The sequence below is a fragment of the Actinophytocola sediminis genome (assembly GCF_054779715.1).
Window position 1 is genome coordinate 100,566 of record NZ_BAAGXS010000017.1, and the last position, 23,670, is coordinate 124,235.

At 71.0% G+C, this 23,670-nt stretch carries 20 protein-coding genes; 13 read left to right on the top strand and 7 right to left on the bottom strand.

Annotated elements, in window-relative coordinates; all coding sequences use genetic code 11:
- The first annotated feature begins 55 nt into the window (after positions 1 to 55).
- The 3 genes from ACYVIP_RS09340 to ACYVIP_RS09350 all read left to right on the top strand — a co-directional run bounded on the left by ACYVIP_RS09340 (position 56) and on the right by ACYVIP_RS09350 (position 5,867).
- Positions 56 to 3,922 (top strand): glycoside hydrolase family 38 N-terminal domain-containing protein, encoded by a 3,867-nt coding sequence (locus ACYVIP_RS09340; RefSeq protein WP_460394183.1) that lies wholly within the window; start codon positions 56 to 58, stop codon positions 3,920 to 3,922.
- Between the two features lie 179 nt (positions 3,923 to 4,101).
- Positions 4,102 to 4,854 carry a peptidylprolyl isomerase gene (locus ACYVIP_RS09345; RefSeq protein ID WP_460394185.1) on the top strand — a complete coding sequence of 251 codons (753 nt, stop codon included), beginning with the start codon at positions 4,102 to 4,104 and terminating at the stop codon, positions 4,852 to 4,854.
- A 62-nt stretch (positions 4,855 to 4,916) separates the two neighbouring features.
- Positions 4,917 to 5,867, top strand: coding sequence for a bifunctional helix-turn-helix transcriptional regulator/GNAT family N-acetyltransferase (locus tag ACYVIP_RS09350; protein ID WP_460394187.1), 951 nt, complete (start codon positions 4,917 to 4,919; stop codon positions 5,865 to 5,867).
- On the opposite strand, the gene ACYVIP_RS09355 is transcribed toward ACYVIP_RS09350, so the two are convergent.
- The 7 genes from ACYVIP_RS09355 to ACYVIP_RS09385 all read right to left on the bottom strand — a co-directional run bounded on the left by ACYVIP_RS09355 (position 5,853) and on the right by ACYVIP_RS09385 (position 13,973).
- A complete protein-coding gene (locus tag ACYVIP_RS09355; protein WP_460394189.1) occupies positions 5,853 to 6,431 on the bottom strand; it encodes a peroxidase-related enzyme in 579 nt (192 codons plus the stop codon). The two genes, ACYVIP_RS09350 and ACYVIP_RS09355, sit on opposite strands and share 15 nt — an antisense overlap.
- Before the next feature lie 200 nt (positions 6,432 to 6,631).
- Positions 6,632 to 6,859: a hypothetical protein gene (locus ACYVIP_RS09360; RefSeq protein WP_460394191.1), complete on the bottom strand. Its 228-nt coding sequence runs from the start codon at positions 6,857 to 6,859 to the stop codon at positions 6,632 to 6,634.
- A gap of 128 nt (positions 6,860 to 6,987) precedes the next feature.
- The gene (locus ACYVIP_RS09365; RefSeq protein ID WP_460394193.1) at positions 6,988 to 8,811 is read right to left on the bottom strand and encodes a phosphoenolpyruvate carboxykinase (GTP); all 1,824 of its coding nucleotides are present in this window, start codon (positions 8,809 to 8,811) and stop codon (positions 6,988 to 6,990) included.
- A 344-nt stretch (positions 8,812 to 9,155) separates the two neighbouring features.
- Entirely contained in the window at positions 9,156 to 9,905 is a 750-nt protein-coding gene (locus ACYVIP_RS09370) for a hypothetical protein (RefSeq protein WP_460394195.1), read from the bottom strand.
- 71 nt (positions 9,906 to 9,976) lie between these two features.
- The gene (locus tag ACYVIP_RS09375; protein WP_460394197.1) at positions 9,977 to 11,812 is read right to left on the bottom strand and encodes a dynamin family protein; all 1,836 of its coding nucleotides are present in this window, start codon (positions 11,810 to 11,812) and stop codon (positions 9,977 to 9,979) included.
- Positions 11,809 to 12,297 (bottom strand): nucleotide exchange factor GrpE, encoded by a 489-nt coding sequence (locus tag ACYVIP_RS09380; protein WP_460394199.1) that lies wholly within the window; start codon positions 12,295 to 12,297, stop codon positions 11,809 to 11,811. Before ACYVIP_RS09380 ends, ACYVIP_RS09375 begins: the two co-directional genes overlap by 4 nt.
- A 44-nt stretch (positions 12,298 to 12,341) precedes the next feature.
- Positions 12,342 to 13,973: a dynamin family protein gene (locus ACYVIP_RS09385; protein ID WP_460394201.1), complete on the bottom strand. Its 1,632-nt coding sequence runs from the start codon at positions 13,971 to 13,973 to the stop codon at positions 12,342 to 12,344.
- A 162-nt stretch (positions 13,974 to 14,135) separates the two neighbouring features.
- Between ACYVIP_RS09385 and ACYVIP_RS09390 the strand changes: the two genes are divergently transcribed.
- The 10 genes from ACYVIP_RS09390 to ACYVIP_RS09435 all read left to right on the top strand — a co-directional run bounded on the left by ACYVIP_RS09390 (position 14,136) and on the right by ACYVIP_RS09435 (position 23,670).
- Positions 14,136 to 15,293 (top strand): sensor histidine kinase, encoded by a 1,158-nt coding sequence (locus ACYVIP_RS09390; RefSeq protein ID WP_460394546.1) that lies wholly within the window; start codon positions 14,136 to 14,138, stop codon positions 15,291 to 15,293.
- 18 nt (positions 15,294 to 15,311) lie between these two features.
- Positions 15,312 to 15,968 (top strand): response regulator, encoded by a 657-nt coding sequence (locus ACYVIP_RS09395; RefSeq protein ID WP_460394203.1) that lies wholly within the window; start codon positions 15,312 to 15,314, stop codon positions 15,966 to 15,968.
- A gap of 196 nt (positions 15,969 to 16,164) precedes the next feature.
- Positions 16,165 to 17,130: an ABC transporter ATP-binding protein gene (locus tag ACYVIP_RS09400; RefSeq protein ID WP_460394205.1), complete on the top strand. Its 966-nt coding sequence runs from the start codon at positions 16,165 to 16,167 to the stop codon at positions 17,128 to 17,130.
- 4 nt (positions 17,131 to 17,134) lie between these two features.
- Positions 17,135 to 17,896, top strand: a complete 762-nt coding sequence (locus ACYVIP_RS09405) for an ABC transporter permease (protein WP_460394207.1) — start codon at positions 17,135 to 17,137, stop codon at positions 17,894 to 17,896.
- Between the two features lie 353 nt (positions 17,897 to 18,249).
- Complete coding sequence (locus ACYVIP_RS09410) at positions 18,250 to 18,882, top strand: hypothetical protein (protein ID WP_460394209.1); 633 nt, start codon at positions 18,250 to 18,252, stop codon at positions 18,880 to 18,882.
- Positions 18,883 to 18,954: 72 nt separating this feature from the next.
- Positions 18,955 to 19,599, top strand: a complete 645-nt coding sequence (trmB, locus tag ACYVIP_RS09415; RefSeq protein ID WP_460394548.1) for a tRNA (guanosine(46)-N7)-methyltransferase TrmB — start codon at positions 18,955 to 18,957, stop codon at positions 19,597 to 19,599.
- A 50-nt stretch (positions 19,600 to 19,649) separates the two neighbouring features.
- On the top strand, positions 19,650 to 20,255 hold the full coding sequence (locus ACYVIP_RS09420) for a TetR/AcrR family transcriptional regulator (RefSeq protein ID WP_460394211.1): 606 nt from the start codon (positions 19,650 to 19,652) through the stop codon (positions 20,253 to 20,255).
- Entirely contained in the window at positions 20,248 to 20,736 is a 489-nt protein-coding gene (locus ACYVIP_RS09425; RefSeq protein ID WP_460394213.1) for a PH domain-containing protein, read from the top strand. The genes ACYVIP_RS09420 and ACYVIP_RS09425 overlap by 8 nt, the downstream gene beginning before the upstream one ends.
- Positions 20,733 to 22,337, top strand: coding sequence for a PH domain-containing protein (locus ACYVIP_RS09430; RefSeq protein ID WP_460394215.1), 1,605 nt, complete (start codon positions 20,733 to 20,735; stop codon positions 22,335 to 22,337). Before ACYVIP_RS09425 ends, ACYVIP_RS09430 begins: the two co-directional genes overlap by 4 nt.
- A gap of 22 nt (positions 22,338 to 22,359) precedes the next feature.
- Positions 22,360 to 23,670 (top strand): amidohydrolase family protein, encoded by a 1,311-nt coding sequence (locus tag ACYVIP_RS09435; RefSeq protein ID WP_460394217.1) that lies wholly within the window; start codon positions 22,360 to 22,362, stop codon positions 23,668 to 23,670.

Here is a 23,670-nt window from a genome sequence, read left to right on the forward strand (position 1 = left end):
GGTTGGGGCGGTCGACTTCTCGTTGGTGGTGGCTGAGCCGGGGTGGACCATGCACATGGTCAGTCACTTTCACTACGACCCGGTGTGGTGGAACACGCAGGCCGCCTACACGGTGGCGTGGGACGAGTTGGACTTTCCCGGGTCGCCTCGGGGGGCTCGGCAGTTGGCTGGGTTCGATCTGGTTCGGGCGCATCTGGAGTTGGCGTTGGCCGAGCCGGAGTATCGGTTCGTGGTGGCTGAGGTCGACTACCTGAAGCCGTACTGGGACGCGTTTCCTGGGGATCGCGCGGTGTTGCGGCGGCTGATCGACGAGGGGCGGGTGGAGGTTCTCGGCGGGGCTTACAACGAGCCCAACACGAACCTCACCGATCCGGAGACCACTGTGCGCAACTTCGTGCATGGGATGGGGTTTCAGCGGGAGGTGTTGGGGGCGGCGCCTGGTACCGCCTGGCAGCTGGACGCTTTTGGGCATGATCCGGCGTTTCCCGGGTTCGCGGCTGATGTGGGGTTGACGTCCAGTTCGTGGGCGCGGGGGCCGTTTCACCAGTGGGGGCCGATGGAGCGGACGGCGGCCGGCAAGGGTGACCCGACCCGGATGCAGTTTCCGAGTGAGTTCGAGTGGGTTTCGCCGTCCGGGCGGGGGTTGCTGACCTCCTACATGACCGATCACTACGGGTCGGGGTGGGCGATGGACTCGGCCGCCGATCTCGAGGCCGCGTGTGCGGCCACCTATGCGGTGTTCCTCGACCTCAAGCGGGTGGCGGGGACACGGGAGGTGTTGCTGCCCGTCGGCGGGGACTACACGCCGCCCGCCAAGTGGGTCACGCGGGTGCATCGGGAGTTCGCGCGGCGGTATGTGTGGCCCCGGTTCGTGTGTTCGCTGCCTCGGGACTTCTTCGCGGCGGTGCGGGAGTCCTTTGTGGCGCGGGGGACGTCCGCCTCGCCGCAGACCAGGGACATGAACCCGATCTACACCGGCAAGGACGTGTCCTACATCGACACCAAGCAGGCGCAGCGGGCCGCGGAGGTCGCGGTGTTGGAGGCCGAGGCGTTCGCGGTGTTCGCGCGGTTGCTCGGGGGTGCGGGGTATCCGGATGCCGCGTTGGCCAAGGCGTGGGTGCAGCTTGCCTACGGCGCGCATCATGACGGGATCACCGGGTCGGAGTCCGATCAGGTGTACCTGGACCTGATCACCGGGTGGCGGGACGCGCACGATCTCGCGGTGGATGTCCGGGATCGGGCGCTTGGCGTGTTGTCCGGGCGGGTGCGTGCCGGTGCGGGTGACGGGGTGCCGGTCGTGGTGTGGAACTCGCTCAACCACGCGCGGACCGATGTGGTGACCGTGCGGTTGGCCGAGCCGCTCGGCGACGGGGTGCGGGTGGTGTCCTCGGCTGGGGACGTGGTGTCGTGCCTGGTGGAGCATGGTGGGCGGACGGTCACCTTGCTCGCCGAGGACGTGCCGCCGTTGGGGTGGCGGAGCTATCGGCTGCTGCCCTCGGTTGGCGGTGGGCAGGGGTGGGCCGCGGTCGACGGCGTGGTGGCGGCCGGTGGGCGGTTTCGGGTGACCGTGGATCCGGCGCGGGGTGGTGGGGTGTCGAGCCTGCTGGATGGCGGGCGGGAGCTGATCGCGGACGGGCGGATCGGCAACGAGCTCGCGGTGTACGAGGAGTATCCGCAGCATCCGCGGTTCAGTGAGGGGCCGTGGCATCTGCTTCCCCGGGGGCCGGTGACCACCTCGGGGTCCTCGGCGGCCGACGTGGCGGTCACCCGGTGTGCGCTCGGGGAGCGGGTTACGGTGACCGGTTCGGTCGGGCCGGTGCGGTACACCCAGACGATCACGTTGTGGCACGGGGTTTCCCGGGTCGACTGTGTGACCACTGTGGACGAGTTCACCGGGGCAGATCAGCTGCTGCGGGTGCGCTGGCCCTGTCCGGTGCCGGGCGCGCTGCCGGTGAGCGAGGTCGGCAACGCGGTGGTGGGGCGGGGTTTCGGGCTCATCGACGTCGACTCGGCCGAGCACCCGTGGACGCTGGACAACCCGGCGCACACGTGGTTCGGGCTGTCGTCGGCGGCGGCGTTGCGGTTGGCCGACGGGGCGCTGCGGCCGATCGGGGTCGCGGAGATCATCGTGCCGTCGCTGGACGTGGCGGCCGAGCTCGCCCGGCCGTTGGCGGTCGCGTTGGCGCGGTGCGGGGTGACCTCGACGGTGTCGGCCGGTGACGGGGCGCGGTACGGCGACCTCGGGGTCGACTCGAACCTGCCGGACGTGCGGATCGCGTTGGGCGGCGCCGAGGTCAACGCGTTCACCGGGGAACTGCGGGCGCGCGGCGGCGAGATCGCGGACGGGGTGTGCTGGGTGCCGCCGACCAAGCCGCTCGGTGAGGTGTGGCAGCCGAGCGCGGATCTGCGGGACGTACGGGCGCTGGGTGTGCTCGTGGTCGCCGGGGAGGACCTGCCGGCGCTGGTCGAGTCCCTGGTGGACGACCTGGCGGACCGGGTGATCGAGGTCGGTGCCGGCGACCCCGGGCAACCCGCCTACGCGCGGCGGTCGGTCGCGGTGCTCAACCGGGGGCTGCCGGGGTTCGCGGTGGACTCGGGCGGCACGTTGCACGCGTCGCTGCTGCGCTCGTGCACCGGCTGGCCGTCCGGGGTGTGGATCGACCCGCCCCGGCGGACGGTGCCGGACGGGTCGAACTTCCAGCTGCAGCACTGGACCCACGAGTTCGCGTACGCCCTGGCCGCCGGCGACGGCGACTGGCGTTCGGCCGGCATCGCCGAGGTCAGCGCGGAGTTCAGCCGGCCGCTGCACGCGGTGGTCGCCACCGGTGACGTCACCGGCGCGACGTTGCCGGCGTCCGGGTCGCTGCTGTCGGCACAGCCGGCCGACCGGGTGCGCCTGGCCGCGGTGAAGGCCGCCGGCAACCCGCTGACCAGGGGCTCCGGGGTGCCCGCCGACCCGCGTCGGCAGGTGGCGGTGCGGCTGGTGGCGCATACCGGGGAGTCGGTGCGGGCGCGGGTGACCTCGGACGTCGTGTCGTTCACCGACCCGGTGCTGGCGAACCTGTTGGAGGAGCCGGCGGCGCCGTTGGCCGAGCTCGCGGTCGAGGTCGGTGGCTGCGACGCGGTGACCGTGCTGGCGACACCGGTCGCCGAGCCCGTCGCGGACACCGAGGTGATCGGCGCGGAGGCGGAGCCGGTCGGGCCGCTGTTCGCCAAGTACTGGCTGCACAACCGGGGGCCCGCGCCGCTGGGCGGGTTGCCGCTGGCGGTGCACTTCCAGCCGACGCTGGCGCGGGTCGGCGCCGGGGAGTCGGTCGCGCTGGAGCTGACCGTGGCCTCGGACAGCACGGATGTCGAGCTGGCCGGCATGGTGCGCGTCGCGCTGCCGCCGGGCTGGCGGGCCGAGCCGGACGAGCTGGCGTTCGGGTTGCCGCCGGGCGGGCACCTGGCCACGACGGTGACCGTCACCGCACCGGCGGAGGTCGCGACCGGCCGGTATCCGGTGCGCGCGGCGGTGACCCCGGCCGGGTCGCTGCCCGGCGGCTGGGATCAGGTGGTGGAGGACGTGGCCGTGCTGACGGTCGGCGTGCCGGCCGGGGACGGGCTGTTGCGGCTGGTCGACGGACCGGACGCGGTCACACTGCGACCAGGGGAAACCGGCCGCCTGGCGGTTCGGGTCGCCTCCTCGGCCGAGGCGCCCGTCGCGGTGGAGGCGGCGCTGGTGAGCCCGTGGGGCACCTGGGAGTTGGCCGGCCCACGCCTGGTCGGTGCCGAACTCCCGGCCCGCGGCGAGATCGAGTTGGCGTTCGACGTGACCGCGCCCCCCTGGGCAAGCACCGGCCGCTGGTGGGCCCTGATCAGGATCGCCGGCGCGGGCCGACTGCTGTACTCCCCTGCGGTAGCACTGGTAGTGCACCGATGAACCACCATCTGCCACCTCAAGATCGAGGCCACACACAGAAGCAAGGTGATCCCGAGTCCTCCCCAACCGCACCTAAGGGGAACGTGACGCAACCCAGCCACAAGCACGCACCCAACCAGCACCCTCCATTCCCAAGTGACCAACACCGTGAAATGCGGGGAGGCGGAACTGTTGCCTGGGTGGACGGCGCGGCCGTGGAGGTCGCGGTGGTCGATCGGCGGGAGGCGGCGTTGCGCGCTGGGCCGAGGGCCTCGACCCTGCCGCGGCCGGGGACCAGTGAGGGCCGGCAGTTGCGGCGGTGGCTGGTACAGGTGCTGGTCGCCGAGCGGGTGGTCGCGCGGGAGGCGGCGCGTCGCGGCCTCGACGCGCGGGACGCGCCGGAGTTGGCCGAGTTGGTGCCCGACCGGGCGGGGATGTTGGGACTCGGCAGCGTCGCGGCCGACCTGCTGACCAGGGACGCTGTGGCGCGCGCGGTCTATGTCGCGGTCACGGCCGGGGTCTCGGTGTCCGACGCTCAGGTCGCGCGCTACTGGACGGCGAACCCGGAGGCCTTCCGCGTCCCCGAGCGGCGGCTGCTGCGGCACGCGGTCGGCGATGTCGACCCGGCGACCCGGCCGGTGCGCGCCGTGCGCCGCGGTGAGCTGACCACGGTCCTCGAGGACGCCGTGTTCGGCGCCAGCCCGGGGACCGCGGTCGGCCCGGTGCTGGACGCGGTCGGCGCGCACACCGTGCTGGTCGTCGACGTGGCGCCGGCCAGGGTGCGGGCGTTGGCCGAGGTCCGGGAGGAGATCCGGGCGCGGTTGGCGCTCGGCGCACGCCGGCGGGCGTTCGTCGAGTGGCTGGATCGGCAACTGGCGGACTCGGTGCGGCTGGCAGCCGGGTTCGAGCACCCAGGCGATCCGGCGCAACCGGACAACACGCATCGACATTGATCCACCCGAGGCATATGTTTGACCAAGTCAAGCAAATGTTTCACGGGAAACGTAGGATCACCATGTCGCACGCAGTCCCCGCCGGACGCATCTCCGCTGTCAGAGCGTTCAACAGGAGCTACACCACGTTCCTCGGCGCCCTCGACGAGCACCTGCTGAACACCGACTATTCGTTGACTGAAGCAAGAGTCCTGTTCGAACTGGGCCAGCGCGACGAGACCGAGGTCGCCGAACTCCGCCGGCAGACCGGCCTGGACGCCGGCTACCTGAGCCGCCTGCTCGGGCGGTTCGCGGACAACGGCCTGCTTCGCCGCGAGCGGTCGGCCGCCGACGCCCGGCGCCAGGTCCTCCGGCTGACCCCGCTTGGCCGGGACCACTTCCTGGTCCTGGACCACAAGTCCGCCAGGCAGATCCGCGGCCTGCTCACCACCCTCACCGACCACGAGCAGCGGCAGGTCGTCGACGCCATGGACCTGATCCGTCGCCGGCTCATCGACGTCGAGACCACCCCGACCGTCCGGCTGCGCGCCCCGGAACCCGGCGACTACGGCTGGGTCATCGAGCGCAACGGCGCGCTCTACGCCACCGAGCACGGCTGGGACTCCTCCTACGAGGCGCTGGTCGCGCAGATCGTCGCCGGGTATCTCGACAAGCACGACCCCACCCGCGAGTCCGGCTGGGTCGCCGAACTGCTCGGCGAGCGGGTCGGCGCGATCTTCTGTGTGCGCAAGGACGACACCACCGCCAGGCTGCGCCTGCTGCACGTCGAACCGAGCGCCCGCGGCGCCGGCGTGGGCACCGTACTGGTCGACGAGTGCCTGCGGTTCGCGAAGTCCGCCGGGTACCAGGCCATCGAACTGTGGACGGTCTCGGTGCTGACGCCGGCCCGCCGGATCTACCAACGCGCCGGGTTCACCCTCGTCGACGAGGACACCGCCGACCGGTTCGGCCACCGCCTCACCGGCCAGACCTGGCGCCTCGACCTCGCTGGCAGCCAGCTAGGCGCGCGGTAGGCGGCCCATCAGGTAGAACTCGTCGTTGGGGCGGAGCGCGGTCAGGTGCGCGAGCCGGTTGGACAGCGCGAACAGCGCGGTGATCGCGCCGACGTCCCAGATCTCGTCGTCGGTCAGGCCGGCCTCGCGGGCGGTCGCCAGGTCCTCGGCGGCGAAGGTCGCCGGGTCGATCGCCAACGCCAGCGCCAGGTCGACGATCGCGCGCTCCCGGTCGGTCAGCTCGACCGTCCACGGGTTGGTGGCCACCCGGTCGGCCAGCCGAGGGTCCCGCGCGCGCACCCGCAGGATCGCGCCGTGCGCCACCACGCAGTACGTGCAGCTGTTCGCCCCCGAGGTGGCCACCACCACCAGCTCACGCTCGGCCTTCGACAGGCCGTCCGACCGCTCCATCAGCGCGTCGTGATAATCCATGAACGCCCGCAGCTCCGCCGGCCGGCGGCCGAGCGCGCGGAAGATGTTCGGCACGAAGCCCGACTTCTCGACCACGGCCTCGATCCGCGTCCGCAGGTCCTCCGGTAGGTCGTCGGGCTCGACCACGCCGAACCTGCTCACCTCGTCAGTCACACCGTGCACGCTAGTCGGCCCGCCCGCGCCAGGCTTTCGCCGTTGACCACAGGGTTTCTCCACCACTTGTGGACAAACATCAGTTCAACATCAGGCGAACAGCGCGCGGAGGCCATGGCTTCGGCATCTGCCTACCGGGCAGCTCCACAGGCTGTGCACAGATCCATCCACACCCTGTGGACAGTTCCGGTGGACAACTCCTACCGGACGACCCGGAACCGGCAGTCGTCGTCGGTCAGCCGGCCGCCCATGATCAACAGACACGCCACACACCGCGTGCCCTGATGGTTCGTGGACACCCGGCCGATCGGCACGCTGTGCCGGCACGCCGCCTCCAGGTATCCCGCGGACACGTCCACGGGACGAAACGCGTGTACCCGGTCGTCGTAGCCGGAAACCTGCCAGACCCACTTCTCACACTCGAACATCTCGACCTCCCAGGTGCCTCCAACTTCAGCACGGGATGGTCGGCCAGGGGGATGGGGATGACCACTAAACGCCTCAGGGACCACCCGAAAGGGTGGTCCCTGAGGCGTTTCTGGGCTCAGCCAGGACTTCAGCCGAGACGCTGGCGGAGAACCTCCAGCTCCTCGCGCAACAGCGTCGGCAGCTTCTCGCCGATCCTGTCGAACCACTCCTCGATCATCGGCAGCTCGGCGCGCCACTCGTCGGCGTCGACCGTGAGCGCCGCCTCGACGGCCGCGCGGTCGGCCGTCAGCCCGGACAGGTCGAGGTCATCGGCACTCGGCACGTAACCTATCGGCGTCTCCTGCGCGGCCGCGGTGCCCTCGATCCGCTCGATGGCCCACTTCAGCACCCGCGAGTTCTCGCCGAACCCCGGCCACAGGAAGCTTTTGTCCTCGCCGCGGCGGAACCAGTTCACGTAGAAGATCTTCGGCAGCTTGGCGGCGTCGGCCCGCTTGCCGGTGTCGATCCAGTGCTGGAAGTAGTCGCCGGCGTGGTAGCCGATGAACGGCAGCATCGCCATCGGGTCCCGGCGCACCACGCCGACCTTGCCCTTGGCCGCGGCCGTGGTCTCCGAGGACAGCGTCGCCCCCATGAACGTGCCGTGCTGCCAGTCGCGCGACTCGGTGATCAGCGGAATGGTGGTGGCCCGCCGGCCGCCGAAGAAGATCGCCGAGATCGGCACGCCCTTCGGGTCATCCCACTCCGGCGCGAGGATCGGGCACTGGTCCATCGGCGTGCAGTACCGCGAGTTCGGGTGCGAGGACACCTCGTCGGCCTGCGGCGTCCAGTCCTGCTTCTTCCACGAGGTCAGGTGTGCTGGCGGGGTCCCCATGCCCTCCCACCAGATGTCCCCGTCGTCGGTCAGCGCGACGTTGGTGAACAGCGAGTTCCCGCGCTCGATGGTGCGCATCGCGTTCGGGTTGGTGTGGTAGTCCGTGCCGGGCGCGACACCGAAGAAACCGGCCTCCGGGTTGACCGCGTACAGCCGGCCGTCCTCACCGAAGCGCATCCAGGCGATGTCGTCACCGAGGGTCTCGACCTTCCAGCCCGGGATGGTCGGCTCCAGCATCGCCAGGTTGGTCTTGCCACAGGCGCTCGGGAACGCCGCCGCGACGTAGTGGACCTTCTCCGTCGGCGAGATCAGCTTGAGGATCAGCATGTGCTCGGCGAGCCAGCCCTCGTCCCGGCCGATGGTCGAGGCGATCCGCAGCGAGTAGCACTTCTTGCCGAGCAGGGCGTTCCCGCCGTAGCCAGAGCCGTAGCTCAGGATCTCCCGCGTCTCCGGGAAGTGGGTGATGTACTTGGTCTCGTTGCACGGCCACGGCACGTCCGCCTCGCCCGGCTCGAGCGGGCTGCCGACCGAGTGCAGGCAGGGCACGAAGTCCCGCTCGTTGCCCCGGTCGTCGACGAACTTCGCCAGCGCACTGGTGCCCATCCGCGTCATGATCCGCATCGAGGTCACGACATAGGCCGAGTCGGTGATCTCCACTCCGAGCATCGGCTTGGCGGCCGACAGCGGGCCCATACAGAACGGGATCACGTACATCGTGCGACCGCGCATCGAGCCGCGGAACAGCTCGGTCAGGGTCGCCTTCATCTCCGCCGGCGCCATCCAGTTGTTCGTCGGCCCGGCGTCCTGCTCGTTCACCGAGCAGATGAACGTCCGCTCCTCCACCCTGGCGACGTCGTCGGGGTCGGACGCGGCCCAGAACGAGTTCGGCTTCTTCGCCAACCGGGTGAAGGTGCCGCTGTCCACGAGTTGGTTGGTCAGGCGGTCCCACTCCTGGTCGGAGCCGTCGACCCAGACCACCTCGTCCGGCGTGGTCAGCTCAGCCACTTCACGGACCCAGGACAGGAGCCGCTGGTGCGTCGTCGGTGCGTTGTCAACACCCGGGATTGCCACTGCCGTCATCTCGCTTCTCCTGACTGGACGCCGAATAGCGAACAGGACCCCGCTGTCCTGCGCTCGCGCGGACATCGGCGTCCTGAGTGAACGGCGAAGCCCCCGCCCGAGGACCTCGGACGGGTCTGCCGCATTGGGGATGTACAGAGGTTAACCAGATGAACAGCAGCTAACCGAGGCCTGGCGTGTCGCTTGCCTCACAAGACCGATTCGGGAATCGATTCAGCACTCGGACGTACGAGTCCGGGGCTCTGGCCTGCGTGTTCTCAGCCACACGGCGCACAGAAAAGACGATCCCGGCGAGGGTGTCCTCGCCGGGATCGTCTTTGTGGAGAATCAGTTGGCGGGCGCGTTCAGCGCTCCGCCCACACCGCGTCCGAGCCACTGGTGGCGTCGGGGGTGTAGCTGCCGTCCTCGGCGATGGTGCCCTCCTCGACCACGGTCCACTCGTCGGTACCGGTGTGCTGGGCGATCGTCACGTCGCCGTCGCTCTCGATGGTCATGGCCTGGTCGGCAATGCCGTCGCCGTCGGTGTCGGTGAACGCCAGGGTCGTGCCGTCGGAGTCGGTCACCACGGCGGTGTCCTTGACGCCGTCGCCATCGGTGTCGATGGTGGGCGCACCCGCGTCGACGTCCTCGCCCGGCATGTCGACCATGATGCCGCCCTCGGCCGAGGTGCCGGTCGTGTCCGTGGTGTCGGACGCCTCGGTGGCGCCGGTGTCCTCGGTGTCCGCGCCCGGCTCGGCGTCGTCGGCGCCGTCACCGGTCGGCGTCGGCAGCGTGTCGACGCTCTCGGCGGTCCACTCCCCGGTCGACGCGTCGTACTCGGCCCCCGCCACGACCTCGCCGTCCGCGTCGTACTGCACCGCGACGTCGGCGACACCGTCAGCGTTGGTGTCCGCGAACGCGACGAACGCGCCGTCCTCGGTCTCCACGACGGCGGTGTCGTTCTGGGAGTCGCCGTCCATGTCGTAGGTCTCCTCGACGACGTACTCCTCGCCGTCGACCTCGACAGTGAGCGCGTCCTGGCCCGTGTCGGTGTCCGTCGTGTTGGTGTCGTCGGTCGTGGTGTCGTCGTCCACGTACACGGGTCGCCCCCTCATTTCACGGTCTGTTGTTCGTTCGCCCTGTTATGACTGTTGGTATGACTGACGGTGCGGCCGGTCGGTTCCCGTCAGGCCTTGTCGCGTACCGAACGGATGCTGGCCAGCAGCTTCTCCGCGCGCTCGCGACCGGCTGTCACCTCCGCCAGTCGCTTGTTTACCACGTTCAGGCGCTTTGTTCGCTCGGCGGTGTCCAGTCTCAGCGCCTTGTCCACCTCGCGGAGCTCTTCCTCGATACCCGCGATCCGCCTGCCGAGCGCGTCGTCGAGCGCCAGCGCGAGCTGGGACTCGGTCTCGATCAGCTGCTCGGCGACCAGTTGGTCCAAAGTGGATCGTGCGTCGACGATCGACTCGGACAACCACTGCTTCATGTGCGTCTTGTCCGCGGTGTGCCGCCGGGTCTTGGCCAGCCACCAGCCGGCACCCAGACCGATCATGATCGTCGGCACCAGCAGGATGGGGGCCGCGACCGCGCCGGCCAGCGGCAGCAGCGCCATCTTGCCCGCGCTGAACCCGCCGGTGACGCCCATGAACACCAGCAGCCGGTCCTCGGCGGTCGGCGGCCGCTTGTCGGCCGGGCGCACCACGACCGCCGACCCGCCGGCACGGGCGAACTGGCCGCGGATGACCTCCAGCTCGTCCGGCTTGAACAGCTCGCCGAGGACGGTCTCGGTGACCTGGTTGAGCCGGATGGACACCGTGTTGCTGATCCGGCCGGACACCATCTGCAACGCGGCGTCCACCTGTGCCGGCAGCTCCCGCAGCTGGTCGCGGTCGGCGACGTCGATGGCCTGGCGGAACCAGGACTGCACGTCGCGCATCTGGCGGGCGACCTCGTGGTTGTTCTCCACCCTGGTGCGCTGGATCTCGCTGCGCATGCGGACCTGCCAGCCCTTGGTGGACGAGCGCCGCTCGGTGGTCAGCTCCTCCTTGCGCACCCGCAGCGACTCGGCCTCCTCCTCGCCGGTCGACAGCGCCCGCCGCTCGTTCTCCAGCCTGACGTTGAGCGTGCCAAGCGCGCTGGACAGCGCGCGCATGGTGTTGGCCTCGCCGAGCATCACCGACCGGCCGACCAGCAGGTCGGCGAGCGCGGTGCGCAGCTCCAGCACGCCGGAGCGCTCCTGGAGCATGGCGGTGGCCTCCGGGTTGGGCGCCTTGCCGGCCATCTCGAACATCCGCGCGGAGACCGGGTAGAACTTGGCGCCGGCGAAGCGCGGGGCGTGCTCGGCCAGCAGGTTCTGGTCGGCCGCCAGCACCTCGCGCCAGCCCCGGTACTGGTCCACTTTGGACAACGCGAACACGATCGTCTCGACCCGGTCGCCGACGCTGGCGAGGAAGTTCAGCTCGCCCAACGTGAACGGGGCGGAGGCGTCCACAACGAACAACAGCGCGGTGGCCGACGCGGCCGCCTCGGCGGCGAGCTCGCCGTGCACCGAGTCCAGCCCGCCGACCCCCGGAGTGTCCACAATGGTCAGCTTGTCGAGGAACTCCAGCGGGCCGTCGACCTCGACGTAGCGCGGCGGCAGCTCGCCGGCCGGCAGCTGGTGGCCGGCGGAGACCCAGTTGACCAGCTCGGCGATGTCGACCGGGACCGGCGCGAGCTGACCGGGGTAGCAGGCGCGGGCCTCCCAGCTCTCCGCGTGCCCGAAGACCAGATAGGTCGCGGTGGCCACATCCGCGTCGACCGGGGACAGCCCAGGATGCCCGAGCAGCGCGTTGACCAGCGAACTCTTGCCGCGGTTGGTCTCGCCGACGACGACCGCCGACGGCTTGCCCCGGCGCCGCTCGCGGATCTCGGCCACCCACTTGGCGGCGTCCGGGTCGGCGTCGCGCAGCAGCGCGAGCATCTTCTCCCGTGCCTGGGCGACCTGTTTCGGTAAGGACAGCTGCTGGGCGGGCGCGGTCATCGTTCCGCCTTGCTGTAGACGGTCACGATCGGCGCCCGGAGCAGTTCGCCCCGATCGGCGAAGCCGACCACCTCCGTCTCGGCGACCAGCCCGTCCAGGGAGTCGTCCCCGGTGGCCACGGTGCCGCCGGCCTCGTGGTGGGCCGGGTCGAACCGGACACCGTCGGGGCGCACCGCGTTCACGCCGACCCCGGCCAGGCCCTCCTCGATCCGCTCGGCCACCCCGGCGCTGCGCGCCCGGTCCAGCGCGTAGAGGCATAACTGCACCAGCGACCGGCGCTCGGCGAGCACCGCCTCCAACGCGTTGGGCGCGGTCGGCTGCTCGGCGGGGGACTCGAAGTCGGCGCCGGCGACCACGCCGTCCGCGGCGATGCCCGCCTGCGGGCCGACCTGCTTGACCGGTGGCTCCGCGGCCGCGCGGGCCGCCTCGGCGATCACCGAGGCCTTCACCTCGATGGTGGACTCGGTGCCGTCGGTCACGTTCATGTCCTCTTCCCTGCCACGTTTGAACCAGGAAGCCATGTCCCCACTCACCCCGACTGCTCACGAAGTTGTTGCCAGATAAGGAAATATGCGCGATGCACGACATGCGCGACCCGGCTCTGCGCAGGTGTGGCACCGAAGGAGGCGAACGAGCGCCACCAGCCGGCGCGCTCGAGGGAATAGGCGGACAGCTCCTTGTGCGGCCGGCCACGCAGGCCGAGCTGCTCGCCGATGTCGGCGCTGCTGCCCACCCGCAGCACCTCCTCGGCCAGGTCGTCGGGCATCGCGACCGCGCCGGAGGTCACCAGGGTGAGCGCCTCCAGCAGCCGCAGCTGGTGGGCCTCCGGCTTGGCCAGCAGCACCTCGATCGCGTCGTGCACCCGTTGCCGCTCGCCGGGGTCGCCAGAGGCGTGGGCGAGCGCGGTGACCGAGGCGAGCGCGGCCGCCGCCTTGATGCCGTCGGCCCTGGCGCGGAACACCGCGTCCAGCCGGTTGCGCACGCCGGCCAGGCCCGAGGCGTTGAGCAGCGTGCGGCGCAGCGAGCCCGCGGTCAGCTCGGGGTCGGCGCGCAGCGCGTCCACCGCGCAGCGCAGGCCGTAGAGGTCGAGCTTCTCCAACAGCCGCGCGCGGGTGCCGGTCGGCACCTCGCACTCCCAGGTGCTGAAGATGTCCGCGGACATCAGCATGGTCTCCCAGGTGCCGTCGTCCAGTTTGGACAACGAGCGCAGCGCGTCCGCGTCGGCCGAGGTGAAGCCGCCGGACTCGGCGGACTCGGCGAGCAGGCCGATCACCGGGATCACGTCGGCGACCCGGGGCTTGAGCGTCTGGGCCTGCTTCTCCGCGAGCAGGCTCGCGGCCTTCCACACGTCGCCGTCCGAGCCGGTGACCGACTCCGGGGTGATGGTGTCCGCCTTGTTCAGCACGGCGATCGCGTTCACCGGGCCGGCGTCGCGGCTGGCGGTGGCGGCGGTGAACGCGGCCAGCGCCTGCTGGTCGTCGGCGCGCACACCCTGGGTGACCACGTAGAGCACGGCCTCCGCGCCGGCGACCGCGTTGCGCGAGGTCTGGTCGAGCTCGTCGCCCTGCCCGTCCTCGCCGTCGGCGGCCCCGTCCTCGGCGGGGGCGCGGTGCTTGGCCGCGCCGAGCAGCTGCTCGGTGCGCTTGACCGAGGCGTCGTCCAGCGAGCCGAGCCCGGGGGTGTCGATCACCGTGAGGTCGCGCAGGACCGCGTTGGTGAGGTAGGCCTCCAGGTGGGAGACCTCGTCGAAGTTCACGTCCAGGTCGCCGGGGATCATGCCGGTCGCGTCGAACGGCAGGACCTGCTTGCGGCCGTCGGTGAAGATCAGCTCGACCCGGTCGACCGTGCCGTACTGGAAGCGGGTGACCAGCCGGGTGCACTCACCGACGTCGGTCGGCGCGACCCGGCGCCCGATGAGCGCGTTGACCAGCGTCGACTTGCCCGACTTGATCCGGCCGGCGACGGCGACCTGCAGTGGCGCGGACAGCCTGCGCAGCACTTCCCGGAAGCCGGCGGCGGTTCTGGCCGACACCTGGGGCTGTAGCCGGGTGCACAGGTTGGCCACCGCCGCCGACAACGGTCCGGCGAGCGGTTGCCCCTGCTCGACTACCGTCGTCACGTTCCCTGCTCCCTTCGACCTGACCGTGCCTGATCGTGCCATGACCGGGTCACGGTCCAGTACTACACATCGGTCGGCCCGGCCGAAAGTATTCGCCGCCGCGGCCGGGTCCACCCAGGGGCGTACGGGTGATGCGACCTCGGCTGGACGCGGAGAGCGGCCAGAACTGCCTAGTCTCGACCCGTGCGGCGATTCAGTCTGTGGATGAAGGCACACCCCTTCTTCGGGGACAGCCTGATCGCCGGCCTGCTCATCGTCATGGACGTGCTGGTCAACCTGGGCGGGCTGACCACCACGGATGGCGCCCAACGCCGCCCCTGGTACGTCATCGTGCCGCTGATCGTGGTCGCGGTCGCACCGATCGCCTTCCGCCGCCGGTACCCGGTCGCCGTCGCCTATGTGTGCCTGCTCGCCGGCCTGCCGCACACACTGCTCGAGCTCGGGCTCGCCAGCGCGTTCACCACCAGCATCTCGCTGTACACCCTGGTCGCCTATGTCAGCCGCCGGCAGGCGGCGATCTACGTGCTGGCCAATGTGGTGGTCACCGCCATCCAGACCCCGCTGCAGCTCGACGACCGCGCCAACGTGATCGCGACGCTGCTCGTGGTGGCGCTCTCGCTCGCGCTGTGCTGGGTGCTCGGCGAGTTCGTCGGCGCGCGCCGGGCCTACCACGAGGAGGTGGAGCGGCGGCTCGCGCTGCTGGAGGTCGAGCGCGACCACCAGGCGCGGATCGCGGTCAACGCCGAGCGCGCCCGGATCGCGCGGGAGCTGCACGACGTGGTCGCGCACGCGGTGAGCGTGATCGTGGTGCAGGCCGACGGCGCCGCCTATGCCGTGCACACCAAGCCCGACCTCGCCGAACGGGCGGTGAAGACGATCTCGGCCACCGGCCGGGAGGCGCTCACCGAGCTGCGCAGACTGCTCGGGCTGCTGCGCAGCGAGGACGCCAGCGGCGAGCTGACCCCACAGCCGGGCGCGCGGTCGCTCGCCGAGCTGACCGAGCGGGTGCGCTCGGTCGGGCTGCCGGTGCGGCTGGAGATCGTCGGCGAGGTGGACGACCTGCCGGCCGGCATCGGCCTCGGCGTCTACCGGATCGTCCAGGAGGCGCTGACCAACTCGCTCAAGCACGCCGGCAAGGGCGCCAGGGCCGAGGTCCGGGTCACGCGCAGCGCCAACCTCGTGGAGCTCGACATCACCGACGACGGCCGGCAGACGGTCCGGTCGCTGGTCGGGGTCGTCGGCGGCAACGGGCTGATCGGGATGCGCGAGCGGGCGCTGGTGTTCGGCGGGACGCTCGAAGCCGGTCCGGGGGCGACCGGCGGCTGGCAGGTTCGCGCACGGCTTCCGCTGGTCAACGACTGAGGCACTACGTTGACCTACGTGATCAGGGTGGTGCTCGTCGACGACCAGGAGCTCATGCGGTTCGGGTTCCGGATGGTGCTCGACGCGCAGGAGGACATGGAGATCGTCGGCGAGGCGAGCAACGGCGCGGAGGCCGTGACGCTGGCCGAGACGCTGCGCCCGGATGTCGTGCTGATGGACGTGCGGATGCCGGTGCTCGACGGCGTCGAGGCGACCAAGCAGATCACCGCCGGCGGCTTCGCCAAGGTGCTCGTGATGACCACCTTCGACCTGGACGAGTACGCGCTCTCCGCGCTGCGCAACGGGGCGAGCGGCTTCCTGCTCAAGGACACCCCGCCGGCGCACCTGGTGTCCGCGTTGAAGTCGGTGGCCAGCGGCGACGCGGTCGTCTCGCCGAGCGTGACCCGCAGGCTGCTCGACCGGTTCCTCGGGTCCGCCGGCGGCCAACTGCGCGACGCGGCGATACTCGACGTGCTGACCGAACGGGAGCGCGAGGTACTGCTGCTGATGGCGCAGGGCCTGTCGAACACCGAGATCGCGCGGAAACTGTTCCTGTCCGAGGCGACGGTGAAGACCCACGTCGGCCGCATTCTGTCCAAACTGGACGTTCGGGACCGGGTACAGGCGGTCGTGCTCGCCTACGAGACCGGCCTGGTCCGTCCAGGGGAGCACTGAGACCCCTAGCCGCGCCAGCGGAATTCAGGGTTGACCTCAGGGTGGTAACCGATCCCACCCACCTCTGGGTTGATGGAGGCTACCTCCAGAAGCTGACCCGAAGTGGCGACCACAGGTGGACGTGCGGGGGCATGCGACACCGCGAGTATTTGGGTAGCAAACGGGGATCGGAACCAAAGACGTTCAGGGAGAAACCATGATTGAGGCAATCGGCCTCAGCAAGCATTACGGGAAGACGGTCGCGGTCAACGACCTGTCCTTCACCGTCAAAGCAGGACGGGTGACCGGCTTCCTCGGCCCGAACGGCGCCGGCAAGTCGACCACCATGCGGATGATCCTCGGCCTCGACTCGCCGACGGCCGGTGGTGTCCGGATCAACGGCAAGCGCTACCGCGAACTGCACAACCCGCTGAACACCGTCGGCGCGCTGCTCGACGCGAAATGGGTGCACGCCAACCGGTCCGCCCGCGCCCACCTGCGCTGGCTGGCCAGGTCCAACCGGCTGCCGACCTCGCGGGTCGACGACGTGCTCGAGATCGTCGGACTGACCAGCGTGGCCAACCGGCGGGCCGGCGGGTTCTCCCTCGGCATGTCCCAGCGCCTCGGCATCGCCGCCGCGCTGCTCGGCGACCCGGAGGTCCTGCTGTTCGACGAGCCGGTCAACGGGCTGGACCCGGAGGGCATCCTGTGGATCCGCCGGTTCATGCACCGGCTGGCCGACGAGGGCCGGACGGTGTTCGTGTCCAGCCACCTGCTCTCGGAGATGGCGCTGACCGCGCAGGAGCTCGTGGTGATCGGCCGCGGGCAGCTGATCGCGCAGTGCAGCACCGAGGAGTTCGTCGCGCAGGCCACCGAGAACACGGTGACCGTGCGCAGCCCGCAGCTCGAGCTGCTGGGCTCGGCGCTGAGCCAGCAGGGCGCGGCCGTGCGCACCGAGGACCAGCGCCTCATAGTGTCCGGAGTGGACATCGCGGCCATCGGGGACCTGGCCGCCACCAAGGGGATCGCGCTGCACGAGCTGAGCCAGCAACGCGGCTCGCTCGAGGAGGCGTTCATCCAGCTCACCGGGGACTCGGTCGAGTACCACGCCGACGCCGGCAGTGCCGGTGGTGCCAACGCCACCGACCAGCTCGCCGCCGACCTCATGCCCGCCGGGAAGTGACGACATGACTCTGCTCGCTGTTGAACGCATCAAACTGTTCACCACCCGCTCGCCGATGTGGTCCACGCTGGCCACGCTCGCGGTCACCATCGGCTTCGCCGCGCTGATCGCCGGCGTGGACACCGAGAGCCTGCCCACGATCGCCTCCACCCAGTTCGGCTACAGCTTCGGGCTGGTCGTGATCATGGTGATGGCCGCGCTGGCGATCACCACGGAATACCGCTTCGGCACCATCAGGGCGACCTTCCAGGCGGTGCCCAACCGCACCGCGGCCCTGCTCGCGAAGACCACCGTCGTCGCGGGGTTCGCCGCGCTCATCGGCCTGATCGCCGCGTTCGGCTCGGTCGCCATCGCCAAGCTGATCCGGCCCGGCGCCAACCTCGGCATCGACACCGCCTTCGAGTGGCGGGCCACCGCCGGCACCAGCCTGGTGTACGCGACGGCCGCGGTCATCGCGGTGGCGGTCGGCATCCTGGTGCGGCACTCGGCCGGCGCGGTGTCGGCGGTACTGGTCTACAGCCAGCTGGTGGAGGGCCTGGTCACGCTGATCCCGAACGTCGGCGACGACATCCAGAAGTGGATGCCCTTCTACGTGGCCAACAAGTTCCTCACCGGTGACCCGGACCCGACCGGCCGGGCGATCGCCGAGGGCCCGCCGCCGTCGGCCGCGACGCTGAGCCCGTGGTGGGCGCTGGCCTACTTCGTCGGGTTCGCGCTGGTCATGCTGGTGATCTCACTGGTCGTCGCGAACAAGCGGGACGCCTAGGAACCGACGCCGCGACTCGCGGCCGGGTGTGGGGACACCCGACCACCGTGCCGCGGCAGCCAGGGAAACGAGCCCGGGTCACCTTTCGGGGGGTGACCCGGGCTCATCGTATTTGTCCGCGAGGTGTGTCACTCTTGGTAGCCGCGGGTAACACTGCGACGCCCGTGGCCGATACGCCGTATGGACGGGGTCACGTGTTTTACACCAGTCGGTCTGATTAAGACCACGTTAAGCCATTGTGACCCTGCCCACATGAAGCGGACAGACCGGGGTCCGCCGATGTCCTATCGGAGGTAGGAGCAATACCGGTCTGCGCCTAACTACATATTGAGGGTGTCCTTGGAGGTGGACTTGTGACGGTGGTTGACACCGGCCCGTTTCCCGATGCCGCCGCAACGGCGGCGGTTGAGCAACGACGCTCGTCCAACCCACTGTCCCAGTCGGTTCCGTCCCAGTCGACCCATCGATCGGCGGTCCGCGTCGAGCCGATGCTCGGGCTGGAGTGGTCCCGGGCCATCGAGATGTGGGGCGCCGAGGACGCGACGACGCCCGCCGAGACCCGCCGCGCCTGGCTGCACCGCGCACCAGAAGCCCAGGTCATGGCCCTCTATCAGTCCATCATCGAGGCCGATCCGCGCGCGCCTGCGCCATGGTGGCTGCGTGCGCTGGCCGCCGGCACGCTGAGTTCGCGCGCCGAGGGCTTCGCGGTCGAGGACCGGGTCGCCAAGCTGCTGTCCGCCCGGCCGGGCTGGGTGTTCGTGCCGTGGGCGACCGAGGGCTCGTCCGGGTACTGGGAGTTCGTGCCATCGGAGCGCAAGCTGCTCGAGCCCGGCATGCCGACGACCCTCATGCTCACCGACCGGCACACCGGCTGGATCGACGTGTTGCGGGTGCACACCGGGGAGCCCCCGGAGCCGGTGGCCGTCGACGGCCTTGCCGATCTGCGCGCGAACCTCGCCCGCCTCGAGTCGATGGGGCCCGCCTAGGCTCTGCGGGTGCCATCACCCGACCTGACCGGCCGCCGCACGGTGGTCAGCTTCGTCAACCGCGGCGGCCGGATGACCGTCGGCCAGGCCCGTGCCTGGGAACGACACTGGTCGCGCCTCGGCCGGGAGGTGGCGGCGCTGCCACCCGGCCCGATCGGGTTCGCCGACTGGTTCGGCCGGGAGGCGCCCGTGCTGCTGGAGATCGGCTCCGGCATGGGTGAGACCACCTCTGCGCTGGCCAAGGCCGCGCCGGAGCTGAACTACCTGGCGGCCGAGGTCTACCCGCCAGGGCTCGCGCAGCTGATGATGCGCGCCGAGTCGATGGCCATCGAGAACCTGCGGCTGGTGCGCGGGGACGCGGTGGTGCTGCTCGACGAGCACGTCGCGGCCGGCTCGCTGCACGGCGTGCGGATCTTCTACCCGGACCCGTGGCCGAAGAAGAAGCACCACAAGCGCAGGCTGGTCGACCAGGAGTTCGTCGCGCTGGTCGCGTCCCGGCTCGCGCCGGGCGGGCGACTGCACCTGGCCACCGACTGGGAGAACTACGCCGAGCAGATGCACGCGGTGCTCACCGGAGAGCCGTCGCTGCGCAACCTGTACGCCGACGAGCCGGGTGGGTGGGCGCCCCGGCCGCCGTGGCGACCGCTGACCAAGTTCGAGAGCCGGGCCGAGGAGGCCGGGCGGATCAGCCGGGACCTCATCTTCGAACGCGACTGATATGTCCGGTTCCTTGCCGGTGCCCTGTTCGCCCGTCTAGAATTTTGGTTGTGCAACCAGGAAACCAGTCGGGCGCTCAAACACGCTCGTTCATCGAGCAGGCCCGGCGGGCGCAGATCGTGCACGCGGCGACCGAGACCATCGCCGAGCTGGGTTTCGCCAAGGCCTCGCTGGTGCGCATCGCCGGCCGGGCGAAGATCAGCCCCGGCCTGATCTCCTACCACTTCGCCGGCAAGGACGAGCTGATCGCCCAGGTCGTGACCGATGTCGTGGCGGCGATGAACGCGGAGATCGAGCGGCGAAGCGCGGGGGCGGAGAGCTACCTCGACGCGCTGCGGGCGATCATCACCGGCTTCGTGCACTTCTGCGCCGAGCACCGCACCCGGATGTACGCGCTGCGCGAGATCGCCGCCAACGGTGGACCGGTCGCCGGCGCGGACACCGCCGACCAGCTCACCGAGTTGCTGCGCGCCGGCCAGGCGGAGGCCGAGTTCCGCGACTTCGACCCGCACCTGATGGCGGTGACCCTGAACGCCGCGCTGCAGGCGGTGCCCGCGGAGCTGTACTCCAGAGCGGAGACCGACGCCGGCCGGTATGCCGACGAGTTGGCCGAGACGTTCGTGCTCGCCGTCACGCGGAGGAGGAGACGTGGCTGAGGTACTGATCCCGCCCCGCCACCGGATCGAGCGACGCGCGATGGGCTGGTGGGCGCTGCGCACGGTGGCCACGACCGCGGTCGCGGGTGGGGTGCTGTTCCTCGGCTACCTGCTGATCACGCCGTGGCGCTCGTGGACCGGGCCGATCCTGCTGACCGTGCTCGGGCTCGGCCTGGCACATCTGCTGATCATCCCGCCGTGGCGCTACGCGGTACACCGCTGGGAGGTCACCGAGGACGCGGTGTACGTACGCAGCGGCTGGTTCGTCCGGGAATGGCGCATCGCGCCGATCTCCCGGGTACAGACGGTGGACACCGTGCGCGGCCCCCTCCAGCAGGCCCTCGGCCTGGCCACGGTCACCGTCACCACGGCCTCCGCCGCCGGCCCGATCGCCCTCGTCGGCCTGGACCACCACACCGCCACCACCATCGCCAACGACCTGGCCGAAATCACCCAATCCACCCCCGGCGACGCCACATGACCCAACCCCCGAACCCAACCAACACTTCTAAACCCGGGGAGGCGGAACAGCTGCTGGACGCCAGGGTTATCTGGGTTGATCTGGTGCGGATGTTGTTGTCGTTGGTGCCGCTCGCGGTGACGACGGTCGTGGCCGGTGGGGCGGTGGACGGTTCGGTGTTGTGGCCGGCGGCGATCATCGGGGTCGCCGGGGTGGCGGCCGCGATCAGCGACGTCCTGCGCTGGGCGAAGACCCGCTACCGGATCACCGACGAGCTGGTGGAGGTGCGCACCGGGCTGGTGGTTCGTACGCACCGCTCGATCCGCCGGGACCGGATCCGCAGCGTCGACACCACGGCCAAGCTGCGCCACCGGCTGGCCGGGCTGCGCATAGTGGAGATCCGGGCCGGGGACCGCACGGCCGGCGGCAAGTCCGCGTCACTGCGGCTGGACGCGGTGTCGGCGAGCACCGCCGCCCGGCTGCAGGCCGAGCTGCCGGCCGGCACCCGCGCGGCGGCGGCGAAACCGGCACCGGAGCAGGCCGCGGCGGAGCCCGCGGAACAGGTGCCGGCCGCCGAGGCCGTGCTCGCCACGTTCCGGTGGCGGTGGCTGCCCTACAACGCGTTCACCATCTGGGCCTTCCTCACCGCCGCCGGCCTCGGCTGGGGCGCGTACTGGTTCGGCAACTCGGTTGGCGTCGACCTGGCCGAGTTCGTGGTCGGGGCGTTCGACCGGGCCGACCTGCCGACCGGGTGGACGATCGTGCTCGCCGTGCTCGCCGCGGGGACCGTCGGCGTGGTCGGGGTCGGCGCGGCGTTCGTGGCCGAGCAGTGGGCGTTCCGGCTGGTCAGGGCGGACACCCCGAACGGGACCGTGCTGCGCACCAGCCACGGGCTGTTCCGCACCCGGCGCATCGACCGCGACGAGGGCCGGCTGCGCGGTGTCGAGCTGCGCAGGCGCCTGCTGTGGCGGTGGACGAGCGCCACCGAGACCTCGGTGGTGTCCACCGGGCTGACCGGGTCCAGCTGGTCGACCGGCGGGGCCACCGTGCTGCCGATGGCGCCGCTGGCCGACGCCATGCGGGTGGCGACCGCGGTGCTCCGCGACGACCGGCCGCTGCGGGCACCGCTGCGCGCCCACCCGGCGGCGGCACTGCGCCGGCGGCTCGGCTGGGCCGCGATGATCTGTGGCGTGCTCACCGGCGCGCTGTGGCTGCTCGGCCGGGTAACGGCCCTGCCGGCGAACCTGTGGCTGGCCGGGGTCGGGCTGTCGCCGGTCGCGGCCGGGCTCGCGGTGTTGGCCTACCGCTCGCTCGGGCATGCCGTGGTCGGCCGGCACCTGGTGACCAGCAGCGGGCTGAACCGGTCGACCGTGGTGCTGAGCCGGGACGCGGTGATCGGGGTGACCTTCCGGCAGTCGGTACTGCAGCGCAGGCTCGGCCTGGTGACGTTGCGCACGACCACCGCGGCCGGTCGCGGCAGCTACCCGACCCCCGACCTGCACGTCGCCGACGGCGTCGCGCTGGCCGACACGACCGTGCCCGGGTTGCTCACGCCGTACCTGCGGCCGAACCCGGTTGGTGGCCCCGCGGACGTGGCACGGGAGAACGTTCCGTCACGCTGAACTGCCTGGCAGGATCGTTTCCATGCGCACTCCCCAACGCCTGCGGGCCCCGATCGTGTTGCCCTGTGACCCCACGTGCTCGGTGCTGCGGGATGCCGTCGTCGACGTGGACGCCGAGGGCCGGATCGCCTACTGCGGCCCGTTCGATCAGGCTCCCGCCAGCGACGCGCCGGTGCGCACGCTGCCGGGGATCCTGCTGCCCGGCCTGGTCAACGTGCACGCGCACAGCCCGATGACGGTACTGCGCGGGATGGGCGGCGACCTGCCGCTGCTGCGCTGGCTGCGGGAGATCATCTGGCCGGCGGAGGCGAAGCTGAGCCCGGCCGACATCGAGGCCGGGATGGCGCTCGGCTCGGTGGAGATGCTGCGCGGCGGCATCACCACCAGCGTCGAGCAGTACTTCCAGACCGAGCACGTGATCCGCGCCCTGCGCGCGACCGGCCAGCGCGCGATCATCGGACCGGCGATCGTGGACACCCCCGGGCACAACTGGCGCGCGCAGCTGGACGAGATCAGCGCCCGGATCGACGTCGACGGCCGGTTCTGCGGCGCGGACGACCGGATCGAGATCGGCTACGGCCCACACTCGGCCTACACCCTGCCGCCCAACGCGCTGACCATGGTCGGCGAGGCGGCCAGGGCACGGTCGGCGCTCGTGCTGCTCCACGTGGCCGAGTCCGCGGAGGAGGACGCGGCCCAGCGCGCGAAGTACGGGTCGGTGCCCAGGATGCTGGCCGAGGTCGGCCTCTACGGCGACCGGGTGCTCGCCGCGCACGCGGTGCACCTGTCCGACGAGGACATCGCGCTGTTCGCCGAGCACGGGGTCGGGGTGGCGCACTGTCCGGGGTCCAACGCCAAGCTGGCGTCGGGCATCGCGCGGCTGGCCGACCTGCGGGCGGCCGGGGTCGCGGTCGGCCTCGGCACCGACGGGCCGGCCAGCAACGACGACCTGGACCTGTGGGAGGAGATGCGGCTGGCCGCGGTGTTCGCCAGGGTGTCGGCGATGGACTCGGCCGCGGTGGTCGCCGCCGACACCCTGCTGCTGGCCACCCGGGGCGGCGCGGACGCGGTTGGCCGCACGGACATCGGTGCGCTGGAGGCCGGCCGGTGGGCCGACCTGGTGCACGTCGACGTCGACGACCCGGCGTTCACCGCCGGCCTCGCCGTGTCCGACGAGCACCTGCTGGCCAACCTCGTCTGGGCCGCGGGCACCCGGCTGGTGCGGGATGTGTGGGTCGCCGGCGACCAGGTGATCGCCGACCGCGAGCCGACCATGGTCGACCGGACCAAGGTGCAGGCGGCGGCCGGCGCGGTCACCAGGCGGCTGCTGTAG